We start from the raw sequence: 13,169 nt of genomic DNA, 5'->3' as shown, positions 1-13,169 counted from the left end.
CAGCGTGGTATACTTTTTATATAGAGTATGGAGGGATTATACATATGGATAGGATTTTGGGCATGACTTTGGCGCTCATTTTATATAGTGCAATTACAGCTTATTTGGGATTGAATTTGAAAAAGTGGCTGGAAGCAATTCATCTGTTTCGCTGGCCGATCGTTTATTGGGTTATTCTCTTTCTGATTTCTTTTAGTTTTCTGATAGGAAGAATGCACGATGTTCTCGGTCCTCTATCTATTGTGGGGAATTATTGGATGTTCTTTTTTGAATACGGACTTATCTTATGTATCATCGCCAATGTCTTCATTAAGCTCACTCCTTATAAAAATGTGACGGTTGTCGGTTCTGTTGTCGTGGGGCTTTTAGTAGTTCTGTTTGCCTGGGGTACATATAATGCCTATTCGCCGGTAGTTCGGAATTTGGAGATTTCCATTGATAAGCCGGGTGAGCCAATGAGGCTGGTAGTAGCTTCAGATTTCCATCTAGGGGTTCTTTCGCATAAAGACCACTTGCAGAAATTTGTAGACCTATCCAATGAAGCGAATCCTGACGCAGTATTATTAGTAGGAGATCTTGTGGATGATGACCCTGTTTGGTATGTAGAAGAGGGAATGGATCAGGTGATGAATCAACTTAAAGCAACATATGGTGTTTATGGAGTACTTGGCAACCATGAATACTATGGAGGGAAAATTCCGCAGTTTGTAGAAGAAATGAAAGGTTCCAATGTCCAAATTTTAATGGATGAAACCATTTCGGTTGGGGATCGTTTTTATTTAACAGGTCAGGAAGACGATACAAACAAAAAGAGAAAAGTGATTCAAGCATTAAAGCCGGAAAACGAAAATGCAGATATGCCCTGGATTGTCATGAACCATACACCAACAGATTTACACGCGCCCCAAGATGCGGGAGTTGACTTGCACGTATCGGGACATACCCACCTGGGACAATTGTGGCCGAATAATTTTATTACGAACCAGCTTTTCGAAGTGGATTATGGACATATGAAAAAAGGGGACATGCATGCCCTTGTTTCCTCGGGATTCGGTTTTTGGGGGCCGCCTATGCGGATCGGCAGTCGTTCGGAGTTATGGGTAGTGGATATTACATTTAATGAGAAGTAAGTATCCGCTGCAACTCGAGTCGTATGGACAACAAAAAGTGCTTCATGTATTGTAGATTAGGTGAATAAAACAGTTACGTGGACTTGCGTAGTGGATGGAAAAAAAGATGAGGAGATAAGAGTAACTTATGGAATTTTTTGATTTAATGAAAGCCATTATCCTCGGATTTGTTGAGGGAATGACGGAATTCGCGCCGGTCTCATCGACAGGACATATGATTATCGTGGATGACTTATGGCTTAATACAAAGGAATTTTTAGGGAGTGGGTCGGCAAATACCTTTAAAATCGTAATTCAACTGGGCTCTATCTTGGCGGTTGTGTTCGTTATGTGGAAACGAATGCTTAGCTTGGTCGGGTTATATAAAATTGAAGGACAAACAGCCTCTCGTAAATTTAATTTGGGCCATGTAATTGCCGGTATTATCCCGGCCGGAGTTTTAGGTGTGCTTTTCGAAGATTTTATCGATGAAAATCTTTTCTCTACTAACACTGTAATCGTAGGTTTAATCATTGGTGCGATTTGGATGATTATTGCCGATCGAGTGGGACAAAGAAAAACAACGATCACCTCATTGGATGATATTTCTTATGGGAAAGCGTTCAAGATCGGGTTAATTCAATGTTTATCTTTATGGCCGGGCTTCTCTCGTTCTGGTGCTACTATTTCAGGCGGGGTAATGCTTGGGCTTGATCATAAAACGGCTGCAGACTTTACCTTTATCATGGCCGTTCCCATTATGGCAGGGGCAAGTGGATTATCGTTGGTCAAGAACTGGAGCGACCTGGAACCGAGTCATACAGGATTCTATATCCTGGGCTTTGTTAGTGCATTTGTATTTGCCTTAATTGCCATTAAATTCTTCCTAAAACTGATTTCGAAAGTAAAGCTAGTGCCATTTGCTATCTATCGTATCGTACTAGCTGTTGTTTTAATCATAATTTTAGCTCTTTAAACAACACATCACGTCTCAAAAGAAGTTGATTCTTTTGGGACGTTTTTTATTTTTTAATGAACAACAAATAATTGCCTTAAATATTAACTTTGTTTCGATAAATGGCATCCATATCTTAAATTATGACATCATCTTACACTTTTCTTCATACTATAGGTTTGGGGTGAGAAAATGGCGAGAGTAAAATTCAGAGATGCGGATGTCGATTTAATTGCAAGGATGATGAGGGCCGAGGCTGAAGGTGAAGGAAATCAAGGAATGTTATACGTTGGGAATGTAATTGTGAATCGCCTTGTAGCCAATTGTTTAGATTTCAGAGATTTACGGTCGATTGAGGACGTGATCTATCAGGTACAGGGAGGAAATTATTCTTTTGAAGCCGTTCAAAAGGGGAATTTGTTTTATAATCGAGCTCGGGCAAACGAGCAGAAATTAGCGAGACAAGTTCTGAATTATTGGAGGGAACATCCAGGGAAATACGCGCTTTGGTATTTTAATCCGTATGCACCGTGCCCTCAAACCTGGTACGATCAGCCTTTTGCCGGACAATTTAAAAATCACTGCTACTATGAACCGGCTGCTGGGACTTGTCCAACTGTTTATTCGTAGGTTGAGTATTTATTTGAATACATCATATGGATGCTAAGGGAACTTCCTGTCAGGGAGTTCTTTTTTGAGTTATAGGGTATAGCGAATTTGAAATACTCTAGAAATTCATAGCAGTGTGAGAAAAGTCACATTAATTTTTTGCTTTTCGACAGAATATATATTAACATTTTGACTGTTTACGTAAATTTATTGAATAACGAAATTTTCCGTCTTATATTTGAGGGAGTGGAGTAGTTCCATTTTATTATTCGCGGCATTAATAGATTTGAAAATATACTAAAATTTTATAAAGGGGGGGACCATTTGTTCACTTTAAAGAAAAAAGAGGTCAAAATTTCGATATTGAAAGAGCGATTCCCTGAGGTCGGTATTTTTCTGAAAGATAAGAATTTTTTACTGCAACTTGAGATTATTGGACTAACAGAAGAAGATTTACATATAATTCGATCATTAAAACCCTTTGTCGAAATCGAAATTAAGGAAATTGTAGAGAGCTTTTATGAGGTAATTGGAACTGTAGTAGAATTTCAACAAATGATTTCATCTCATAGTTCCGTGGAAAGACTTCACCAGACGTTAAAATACCATGTGGTAGAAATGTTCGATGGCCGTATTGATGACCATTTTATCGAAGCGAGAAGAAGAGTTGCAAATATGCATGTGTTAATCGGCTTAACAACCAAGTGGTATCTGGCATCCTTTTATAACTTGGAAGCTAGAATCCAGGAAACAATCTTTGGTTTAAATTTGGAATACATAGAAACACAAAAGGCAATTCAGGCGGTAAGAAAGATTTTTAGCTTTGAGCAGCAAATTGTGTTGGATGAATATGACCGGGTCGCTTCGAAGGCTATAGTGGAGCAGCAACAAAATGTTAAAACTCAGGTAAAGGAAGTAATAGGCGGCATTTCGGTAACTCTTGAGAACCAATCGCTAGCAACTAATGCGACTGTCTCGGAATTGGTTGCCAATACAAAAAAGGTAAGAGAATTATTGCAAAATAGCATTACAGGCGCACAAGGTACGAAGGAAGCATCTGGAGAAGGATATAAACAGCTCCGGCATTTAAGCAACCAAACGAAGGAGATCAACGAGAATACGATTGTCATGACAAAGTTGGTTGAGGATTTAAACCAGTCTTCCTCCGAAATTCAAGATGTTGTTGAAATCGTCAAAAATATCGCCGGTCAAACGAATCTGCTCGCCTTAAATTCAGCTATTGAAGCCGCACGTGCGGGTGAGCATGGGAAAGGATTTGCTGTTGTTGCAGATGAAGTCCGAAAGTTAGCCGATCAAACAAAACAATCCGTTGAGAAAATCGCAACATTGATTGGCATGTCGAGTTTAGCAACATCACAGGTTATTGAATCGATTCATCAGATTCAAAATCTAGTACAGGATGGAATTGAGCAGAATGAAAAATCGCTGCAATCCTTTGAAAAAATTTCATCCTCTGTTGATGCTACAATTCTGGATTTTGAAAATGTAGGACAGCAAGTAGGGGAGTTGGCTAGTGTTGTCGAAAATATAGGAAATTCTATAGGACAGCTAGAAGAAGCCTCTTCAACGTTAAAGGATACTATTGATCAGCTTTAAAAAAACGAGAGTCTCTTTGTACGGAGACTCTCACTATAAAAATTACTTATTAAACATGTTAAATAACCCGCCAATACCGCCTTCACCGGCATTTTGCCCGCCTCCGCCTTGAGAAACAGGTGCAGCAGCAAATACCCGGCTAGCTAGACGGCTGAATGGCAATGATTGAACCCAAACAGTTCCAGGTCCGCGAAGAGAAGCAAGGAAAATCCCTTCGCCGCCAAATAGAGCAGTTTTCACGCCCCCAACAGGCTGAATGTCGTAATCCACATCTGAAGTCATGGCAACAAGACAGCCCGTATCTACAAGGATTTTCTGTCCTGGTTGCAGGCCAATTCTTTTGATTGCCCCACTTGCGTGAATAAAGGCCATACCGTCGCCTTCAAGCTTTTGCATAATGAATCCTTCACCACCGAAGAAACCAGCCCCGATTTTACGCTGGAACTCAATACCGACAGATACACCTTTTGCCGCAGCTAGGAATGCATCCTTTTGACAGATGATTTTGCCGTTGTAGACACTCAAATCCATCGGAATAATTTTACCTGGATATGGAGATGCGAAGTAAACATGTTTTTTGCCTTGTCCAACATTGGTGAAGGTAGTCATAAATAAACTTTCACCAGTCAGCAAACGTTTGCCTGCACCCATTAATTTACCCATTAGGCCGCCGCCACTGCCGCCGTTATTTGAACCATCACCAAAAATCGTTTCCATTTTAATTGCTTCATCCATCATCATTAAGCTGCCTGCTTCAGCAACCACCGTTTCGTTTGGATCTAACTCTACTTCGACGTATTGCATATCATCGCCATACAATTTGTAATCTATTTCATGATTGTTCATCATTCATAACCTCCTACTGTTCATAATAAATATATACCATCTAAGGTTACGTTTTCCCTCCTTAAAAAGTTTCATCCAATAAATTTTACATTGCATGAATCGTTTGCAAAGAGGTTTTTTAGAAGAAAATGTAGAATAAAGAACAGTATAATTGATTTTTCGAGATAGAAAGCGAGGAGGATGTTATGGAACTTCAAAATTTTATCGGTGGAAAATGGATTTCTAATGAGGGTCTTGAAACAATTCCTGTTGTGAATCCGGCTAACAGTGAACAGCTTGCAACTGTACCCCTATCTACAAAACGCCAAGTGGAGGAAGCCGTTGCTTGTGCCAAGAAAGCCCAAAAGTCGTGGGCACTTACACCAGCACCAAAACGAGCTGATTTTTTATATGAAATTGGACATAGATTAAAAGAAAAGAAGGAATACCTTGCCCAAATTTTAACCAAAGAGATGGGAAAGGTAATCGAAGAGGCCCGTGGTGAAGTTCAAGAGGGCATAGATATGGCCTATTATATGGCAGGTGAAGGAAGACGTTTATTTGGCGAGACGACACCCTCCGAGCTTGCGGACAAATTTGCTATGAGTGTTCGGGCACCGATTGGTGTCGTTGGGCTTATTACACCATGGAATTTTCCAATTGCCATCGCGACGTGGAAATCCTTCCCCGCACTTGTCGCAGGCAATACTTTTGTCTGGAAACCGGCTACGGAAACCCCAATGATGGCCTATGAAATGGCTAAAATATTCGAAGAAGCAGGCTTGCCTGATGGGGTAGCCAATATTGTCTTTGGTGCAGGTTCTACAGTCGGGACTGAGTTAATCGAACATCCGGATGTAAAAGTGATTTCCTTTACGGGTTCCACTGAAACGGGGAGTAAGATAGCTGAGTTGGGTGGAAGACATTTGAAGAAAGTCTCTCTTGAGATGGGCGGAAAGAATGCAGTCATTGTCATGGAGGACGCCGATTTGCAATTAGCTGTAGAAGGCATTATCTGGAGTGCTTTTGGAACAGCTGGCCAACGTTGTACTGCTTGTAGCCGTGTGATTGTGCATAAAGATGTGAAAAGCAAGCTAGAGCAAATGCTAGTTAAGGAGATTAGTAAGCTGACAATTGGGGATGGTCTTGATCCGACGATAAAAATCGGACCGGTTATTAATGGGGCTTCCCTGGAGAAGATCAATCATTATGTTCAAGTTGGAGAACAAGAAGGGGCTACATTGCTAGTCGGAGGTAAAACCCTAACTTCTCCGCCTTTTAATAAAGGCTTTTATTTCGAGCCAACCGTTTTTACAAATGTAAAAAATGATATGGTCATTGCACAGCAGGAAATCTTTGGCCCTGTTCTAAGCATCATTGAGGTTGCTAGTTTAGAAGAAGCGATAGAAGTAAATAATAGTGTGAAATTCGGCTTGTCGAGTTCTATCTTCTCACAAGACGTTAATAAAATATTTAAAGCCCAAAGAGATCTAGATACGGGCATTGTGTATGTCAATGCAGGAACAACAGGGGCGGAAATCCATTTACCATTTGGTGGGACAAAGGGAACTGGAAATGGCCACCGTGATTCAGGTCAAGCGGCTTTAGATGTCTACACGGAATGGAAAAGTATATACGTAGACTATAGTGGGAAGCTTCAAAGAGCCCAAATAGACACTGAAAACTAATCAACAAAAGGGGGATGTGTGTTATGAAAGTTGTTGTTTTAGGCGCTGGCTTGATGGGGAAAGAGGTTGCGCGCGACTTAAATGCTAGTGAAAAAGTAGAAAAAGTGTATTTAGCGGATATAGATACGACGGCTGCCCAAAAGTTCGTTGATTCTCTGGAATCCGATAAAATAGAAGTAGTTGCATTAAACGCAAGAAATGAAGAAGAACTTCGGACAGTCATGTCTAAAGGGGACGTCTGTGTCAATGCACTGTTCTATGAATTCAATAAAATTGTTGCCAAAACAGCCATTGAAGTAGGCGTTCATTCCGTTGATTTAGGTGGACATATTGGGGAAGTAACGGAATACCTGCTAACATTGCATGATGAGGCAAAGGCAAAGAACATCACATTAATACCTGATTTAGGTGTGGCACCGGGTATGATTAATATTCTAGCGGGATATGGTGTTTCAAAATTAGATTCGGTTGAATCGATTAAACTTTATGTTGGTGGTATTCCAACGAAACCGGAACCACCGTTAAACTATACATTGGTCTTCTCGCTTGATGGTGTATTTGATCATTATACAGAGCCGGCCAAGGTGATCCAGGGCGGAAAATTAACAGAAGTACCATCTCTGGCTGGAGTTGAGCCTATCTATTTTGATCATTATGGTGTACTGGAGGCCTTTTATACATCAGGGGGTACTTCAACACTGATCAATACATTCCCGCATGTTAAAACATTGGAATATAAAACGATCCGCTATAAAGGGCATGCGGAACAGTTCAAGCTTCTTAGAGAATTAGGATTCCTGAGTAAAGAAAATGCAGTGGAAGTTGATGGCCAGCAATTGTTGGTTCGGGATGTCGTACGGGAAGCCTTAAAGAAAAAGCTGGATTTAGGGGATAAAGAAGACGCAGTGCTATTACGCGTAATTGTCTCTGGCGAAAAATCAGGAGAGCAAGTAACTTACGAGTATGAACTGAATATTAAACGAGATCCAGAGACAACGATGACGGCAATGGCGCGTGCTACGGCTTGCACGATTGCCGCAGTTGCTATCATGGTAGGCAGCGGTGTTATACAAGAGCGTGGCGTTTTCCCGCCGGAATCCGTTGTCCCGGGGGATGAATATATTGAAAAAATGGCAAGACGGGGAGTCATGATTAAAGAAACATCGCATCGTTCAACAATTGTAAAGTGGTAAAGCAAAAATCAACTCACAAAGTGTGGAGAGTTTAACATTCTTCACACTTTTTTATTTTTAATTTAATGGAAAATATTGAAACGAAAACAGCTTTTAAAAGTCTAATCGGTTAAAGAGGCAAATTAAAGGAGTGAGTTTTCTTGAAACGTAAGTTTTTTGCAGGCGGAATATTAATTGTCATAGCAATTGCTGCAAGTGTTGTATTTTTCTTTTTTGGTCAAAAGCTTGAAGTAAGTAGTGCATCGACTGTTATGGAAAAGCAACCATACCATGTCCACTTTTCAAAAGGTATTGGCGAGAACAGTATTAAAGAACAAAAGATTTATGTGACAGGTGAGAATGGGGAAAAAGTCAACGCTGTCATTACATTAGAAGAAAATCAGCAATCCCTTGTTATTGAAAACTTAAAGCCGGGTCAATACGTTTTGCATGTTGAAGAAAATGCATTTAAACAAAAATCAATTCAAGCCGATAAACAAAAGATTAAGTTCAATGTCATCGAAAAAATAGAGGGTATTTCCTCAGTACAAGAACTACAAGACTACTTCCAAACAATTTTAGACAGGGAATCAAAAAATCAGAATTTCGAGGCAACTACTGAGGAAAGTTCAGATACGTCGAATACAAGCAGTGCATCAGATAAGGCCTTAGCTGAAAGTGAGTCCTCTTATTCTTCAACAAATAACCAAGTTGAAGAGATTGATGAAGGGGATACAGTTGTGACAGATGGTAAATTTATTTATTCCATCATTGAAAATCAAGTGATCATAACGGATGTAAGGAAGCCTCAATTAAAGGTTGCAAGTAAAATCAAACTTGATGGAAATAGTTATCCAATGCAATTGATGATTCATAACGATATGCTGATTGTCTTTACAGATCAGTATATCGAGACGGAAAAAGATGGGCATATCAGTGGGATCAGCATGACGAAAGCTGCCTTTTATAATGTGAAGGATGCGGCGAATCCGCAGTTGATTAGAGAGATTGGGCAGGACGGCTATATGAATGGGCTTCGTAAATACGAAGATACACTTTATATTGTGACCAATAATACACCGAACTACTGGTTATTATCAGAGCAGGAGGAAGTTGAGCTTCGTCCATATACCTACGATAGTTCCGAAGGCGAAGAGCTGGAGCCAATGGGAATAGATAAATTGACGATTCTGCCGGGCTCCAGTGAACCGAACTATACAATTATTTCTGCAATTAACTTAGCAAATTTCAAAAACGAAAAGGTTGAAACAAAAGGTTTCTTAGGAGGAAGCTCTGCTCTTTATATGTCGAAGGAAGCCTTGTATTTAACAGCGATAAATTACCTGCCTGCAACCGTTGAAGGGAACGCCACATCCAAAATGGCGGAAGATATGGCGATTATGCCTGTAGGGGCAGCCAACACGGATATTTATAAATTCTCCATCGATGGGACAAATGTAGAGTTTAAAGCAAGCACAGCCATTTCGGGAACGATTCTAAACCAATTTTCGATGGATGAACATGAAGGCTTTTTCCGTGTAGCCACTACGGAGGGGAATCTTTTTGGAAGTTCGGAAGAAGCAACTAAGAACCACTTATTCATCTATAACGAAAATTTAGAGAAAGTAGGAGAAGTAACGGATCTTGCGAAGGGCGAGAAAATATACTCTGCTCGATTTATGGGGGACAAAGCCTACATTGTAACCTTTAAACAGGTAGATCCACTATTTGTAATTGACCTGCAGAATCCAGAGCAGCCAGAAGTGTTGGGAGAATTGAAGATACCGGGCTTCAGCAACTATCTCCATCCTTTAGATGAAAATCATTTAATAGGCATTGGCTATGACACGGAAAATCGAGTTGATAATTTTTCGAAAGAGCCATTCACAACAACTGCAGGAATCAAGATCTCCCTATTCGATATTACGGACTACACAAATCCAAAAGAACAGGATTCCGTTATAATTGGCGGGCGCGGTACTTATTCAGAGGTAGAATATAACCATAAAGCATTGTTTAGAAATGATCAACATAACTACTATGGTTTCCCTGTGAGCGTATACGAAGGAAAAGGGGAGTATGAAGTCGAGTACAAAGGATCCGGTGCGCATGTTTACGAAATCACGGCTGAAAATGGGATTAAATTAAAAGGCGATCTAGTAAAACCTGCAAAAGAAGGCGAGGAATATGAAGATTGGGAATCCGCCATTTTGCGATTGATGTATATTGATGAGACACTTTACACGGTCTCAAGAGAAAATATAAAAAGTTACGATCTGCAAACTTTCAACGAAATTAATAGTGTGCAATTCAAATAACAATAAAGGCGATGAAAAGCTTGATGCTTTCATCGCCATTTTTATTTTTGGGAGTTTATGATTTCACTCACCGTTACACATTCATAACCTTGCTTTTGCAAGTAGATTAAGACGCTTTCTAAGCCATCTGCAGTTGATTGGTGAATATCATGCATCAAAATAATATCGTTATTTCTAATATTCTTTTGAATCATGGGCAGTAGTTTGCTAGAATCTCGATATTTCCAATCCAATGTATCAATTGTCCACAAGACGACCGGAACTTTCATTAATTCCGTAACCTGTTTATTCTTTGCTCCATAAGGTGGCCTGAAAACAGTCGGGTATTGGCCGGTTGCTTTAAAGATCATATTATTTGTGGAGTTAACTTCCGATAATATGCTTTTGGATGTTAGTTTGGTTAGTTTGGCATGGTTCCATGTATGATTTCCAACCTCATGGCCTCTGGCAAGGACATCCTTCGCAACAGTAGTATTTTCTTCAACTTGTTTTCCGACCATGAAAAATGTCGCCTTCGCATCATATTTATCCAGCATATTTAGAATTTCGTTCGTAATCGTTCTATGTGGTCCATCATCAAAGGTTAGAGCAACCCGTTTGCCCGGTTTTTCCTTTTGGATAGGAGTAAGAATCGTGATTTCACTTTTCGTTTCAGTTCGAAATTCGGGTGCTAAAATTGGGTTAATAAATGCCAATGGAATCGAGAGGGAAGGCGAACCAATCTTAGTATTCGAAAACTCGCCTTTATTATAATAAAGTACTAATGCATCATTTTCGATAGCAAAACGATTATAGCGCTCCCAATAAGGATATGAAGCTTTATTCCATTTTGATAGATTTATATGCTCTTTATAGCCTTTTTGTTCCAGCATTTTTTGACGAACGTATTTTGAAAGCTTATCGAGATTGGCAGCATCTTGATTGAATAGATACCACGGGATGATTTTCTGTCCCGTTTTATTGTTAAAGACAATCGTGTTAAAAGTTTCGTCAGTATTTTTCCCATCCAATGTTTCTTTTTTTGTAAAGACAATCGAATAATAGGTTTGTTTATATTTGCTAATCTTTACCTGGATCTTTAGATTGCTCTTGGCAAGAGGATTTTCCTTTTTCTTTTGCTCTGCTCGTGATAGATAATGTTGTTTTGTTTTTTCTATGTATTGTGAGATTTCTTGATTTAGCTTATTGTACTTTGTTGTTGGGTGAATGATGGTATAAGGATTCGTTTGATCATCCGGGGTTTCTTTAAAAAGCTGGATTCCTTCAAAGTCAGAAGGAAGTTCGACAGCCGACTCACTCGCAGTCTTTTCCGCCTTTTCTGCTTCTGTAGCAGTTTTTTCCGTTTGCTGAACGGGACTGCTGGCAGAAACGGTTGAGAGCTGATATTTTGAGTCTCCGGATATGAAGATAAACATCCCTATCAGCACAGTTAACATGAAAATGGAACTAAGCAATAAAACATCCAACCAAGGTTGACGTTTCATCTTACTACTCCTCTCTACTTGAAAAATTCTTGACAAAACTAACCAAGTTCATTAAAAATAAGCAGAATATGTATTGAGTTATATGAATCTGTTCGATAATATGAGCATGGAGAAAAAAGGAGTGACGAAAAAATGGACAAAGAACAACAATACGAATTAGCACTCGATTGCTTGTTATTGGCTGGCCAAATGATGATGGAAAGCGGAGCGGAAACTTATCGGGTTGAAGATACAATGCTCCGTATGGCCCGCTCACAAAATATCGAAGATGCACAAAGTTATGTCACTCCAACAGGTATCATTCTATCTTTAGGAAAAAGACAAGTAACCAAGATTACTTCGATTACAACTAGAATTACCGATCTGCATAAGATTGCTAAAGTGAATAACGTTTCTCGTAAGCTTTCAGTTCAAATGATAACATTAGAAGAAGCGTATGACGAGCTAAGATTGATACAAAAAACTAATTATTTTCTGCCTGTTCACATACAGGCATTGGCAGCCTCTATAGCCAGCAGTTGTTTTATGGTTTTGTTTAATGGTTATTGGTCGGATATGCCCGCTGCCTTTGTCGCTGGGGGGATAGGATTTATGGTAATGCTCGTTATTCAAGAAATGACCAGGGTAAAATTCTTCTCTGAATTTTTGGCGGCATCGGTTGTAGGGTTGCTTGCTTCTCTTGCAGTTCATTTTAACCTGGGAACCGAAATGGATAAGATTATAGTTGGGGCAGTAATGCCACTCGTTCCGGGATTATTAATAACGAATGCAGTTCGCGATTTAATGGCTGGCCACTTTACGGCTGGTATTGCAAAAGGCGCTGAAGCATTTTTAACCGCATTCGCAATAGGTTCCGGCATTGCAGTCATTGTTGCTTTTTAGGGGGAGTGGTGTGTGGATATGGAGTTAGTCATACAATTAATATTCAGCTTTATCTTTACAGCTTGCTTCGGTGTCATTTTTAACGCGCCAACCAAAGCGATCCCCTATTGTGGATTTGTTGGAGCAATTGGCTGGATTATCTATTATGTGCTTATACAATTCAATGTAACGGAAGTACAGGCATCATTTATCGGGGCATTTGTCGTGGCCATAGTGGCACAAATTTTTGCACGCCGCTTTAAAATGCCGATGATTATTTTCAATGTATCGGGGATTATCCCGCTCGTTCCAGGTGGTATTGCTTATAATACTATGCGCAATATTGTAGAACTAGACTACAATATGGGAATCCAAAATGGTATGAGGGCTTTTATGATATCAGGTGCCATCGCAATGGGACTGGTCTTTGCGGAAGTGATTATCCAACTAATGATGAGAATGTTCAAAACAGGCCGAACATCCATGCAGTCATTTGCACGTGCTAAAAGGCGGCAAAAACAGGGCTAGAAT

General features: G+C 39.8%; 11 protein-coding genes. 9 read left to right on the top strand and 2 right to left on the bottom strand.

The features are described from left to right. Positions 1 to 44 precede the first annotated feature (44 nt). From QYB95_RS14800 to QYB95_RS14785, 4 genes are all read left to right on the top strand, one after another. Positions 45 to 1,130 carry a metallophosphoesterase gene (locus QYB95_RS14800; RefSeq protein ID WP_301139123.1) on the top strand — a complete coding sequence of 362 codons (1,086 nt, stop codon included), beginning with the start codon at positions 45 to 47 and terminating at the stop codon, positions 1,128 to 1,130. A gap of 127 nt (positions 1,131 to 1,257) precedes the next feature. Beyond that, positions 1,258 to 2,085, top strand: a complete 828-nt coding sequence (locus QYB95_RS14795) for an undecaprenyl-diphosphate phosphatase (RefSeq protein ID WP_301139122.1) — start codon at positions 1,258 to 1,260, stop codon at positions 2,083 to 2,085. Between the two features lie 171 nt (positions 2,086 to 2,256). Then, a complete protein-coding gene (locus tag QYB95_RS14790) occupies positions 2,257 to 2,694 on the top strand; it encodes a cell wall hydrolase (RefSeq protein ID WP_301139121.1) in 438 nt (145 codons plus the stop codon). 303 nt (positions 2,695 to 2,997) lie between these two features. Continuing rightward, positions 2,998 to 4,290: a globin-coupled sensor protein gene (locus tag QYB95_RS14785; RefSeq protein ID WP_301139120.1), complete on the top strand. Its 1,293-nt coding sequence runs from the start codon at positions 2,998 to 3,000 to the stop codon at positions 4,288 to 4,290. A 42-nt stretch (positions 4,291 to 4,332) separates the two neighbouring features. On the opposite strand, the gene QYB95_RS14780 is transcribed toward QYB95_RS14785, so the two are convergent. After that, on the bottom strand, positions 4,333 to 5,136 hold the full coding sequence (locus tag QYB95_RS14780; RefSeq protein WP_301139132.1) for a TIGR00266 family protein: 804 nt from the start codon (positions 5,134 to 5,136) through the stop codon (positions 4,333 to 4,335). A gap of 185 nt (positions 5,137 to 5,321) precedes the next feature. Here QYB95_RS14780 and QYB95_RS14775 point away from each other — a divergent pair, with 185 nt between their 5' ends. The 3 genes from QYB95_RS14775 (at position 5,322) to QYB95_RS14765 (ending at position 10,293) form a co-directional block, all read left to right on the top strand. After that, entirely contained in the window at positions 5,322 to 6,803 is a 1,482-nt protein-coding gene (locus QYB95_RS14775; protein ID WP_301139119.1) for an aldehyde dehydrogenase family protein, read from the top strand. Between the two features lie 23 nt (positions 6,804 to 6,826). Next, the gene (locus QYB95_RS14770; RefSeq protein ID WP_301139118.1) at positions 6,827 to 7,996 is read left to right on the top strand and encodes a saccharopine dehydrogenase family protein; all 1,170 of its coding nucleotides are present in this window, start codon (positions 6,827 to 6,829) and stop codon (positions 7,994 to 7,996) included. Between the two features lie 140 nt (positions 7,997 to 8,136). After that, positions 8,137 to 10,293, top strand: a complete 2,157-nt coding sequence (locus tag QYB95_RS14765) for a beta-propeller domain-containing protein (RefSeq protein WP_301139117.1) — start codon at positions 8,137 to 8,139, stop codon at positions 10,291 to 10,293. A gap of 41 nt (positions 10,294 to 10,334) precedes the next feature. On the opposite strand, the gene QYB95_RS14760 is transcribed toward QYB95_RS14765, so the two are convergent. Continuing rightward, complete coding sequence (locus QYB95_RS14760; RefSeq protein ID WP_301139116.1) at positions 10,335 to 11,777, bottom strand: polysaccharide deacetylase family protein; 1,443 nt, start codon at positions 11,775 to 11,777, stop codon at positions 10,335 to 10,337. Between the two features lie 132 nt (positions 11,778 to 11,909). Here QYB95_RS14760 and QYB95_RS14755 point away from each other — a divergent pair, with 132 nt between their 5' ends. Both QYB95_RS14755 and QYB95_RS14750 read left to right on the top strand, forming a co-directional pair. After that, positions 11,910 to 12,659: a threonine/serine exporter family protein gene (locus QYB95_RS14755; RefSeq protein WP_301139115.1), complete on the top strand. Its 750-nt coding sequence runs from the start codon at positions 11,910 to 11,912 to the stop codon at positions 12,657 to 12,659. A gap of 18 nt (positions 12,660 to 12,677) precedes the next feature. After that, positions 12,678 to 13,166 carry a threonine/serine exporter family protein gene (locus QYB95_RS14750; protein ID WP_301139131.1) on the top strand — a complete coding sequence of 163 codons (489 nt, stop codon included), beginning with the start codon at positions 12,678 to 12,680 and terminating at the stop codon, positions 13,164 to 13,166. The last annotated feature ends 3 nt before the right edge of the window (positions 13,167 to 13,169 follow it).

Origin of the sequence: Ureibacillus aquaedulcis, assembly GCF_030418165.1 — a bacterium.
Classification (GTDB): Bacteria; Bacillota; Bacilli; order Bacillales_A; family Planococcaceae; genus Ureibacillus; species Ureibacillus aquaedulcis.
Note: the sequence above shows the minus strand (reverse complement) of the source record. Positions and strands in the feature narration are given on the sequence as shown.

Bases quoted from the DNA above. Each gene is read 5' to 3' on its own strand.
- QYB95_RS14755 (WP_301139115.1), top strand. From the start codon at position 11,910: ATGGACAAAGAACAACAATACGAATTAGCACTCGATTGCTTGTTATTG.
- QYB95_RS14775 (WP_301139119.1), top strand. From the start codon at position 5,322: ATGGAACTTCAAAATTTTATCGGTGGAAAATGGATTTCTAATGAGGGT.
- QYB95_RS14760 (WP_301139116.1), bottom strand. From the start codon at position 11,777: ATGAAACGTCAACCTTGGTTGGATGTTTTATTGCTTAGTTCCATTTTC.
- QYB95_RS14800 (WP_301139123.1), top strand. From the start codon at position 45: ATGGATAGGATTTTGGGCATGACTTTGGCGCTCATTTTATATAGTGCA.
- QYB95_RS14750 (WP_301139131.1), top strand. From the start codon at position 12,678: ATGGAGTTAGTCATACAATTAATATTCAGCTTTATCTTTACAGCTTGC.
- QYB95_RS14790 (WP_301139121.1), top strand. From the start codon at position 2,257: ATGGCGAGAGTAAAATTCAGAGATGCGGATGTCGATTTAATTGCAAGG.
- QYB95_RS14795 (WP_301139122.1), top strand. From the start codon at position 1,258: ATGGAATTTTTTGATTTAATGAAAGCCATTATCCTCGGATTTGTTGAG.
- QYB95_RS14780 (WP_301139132.1), bottom strand. From the start codon at position 5,136: ATGAACAATCATGAAATAGATTACAAATTGTATGGCGATGATATGCAA.
- QYB95_RS14770 (WP_301139118.1), top strand. From the start codon at position 6,827: ATGAAAGTTGTTGTTTTAGGCGCTGGCTTGATGGGGAAAGAGGTTGCG.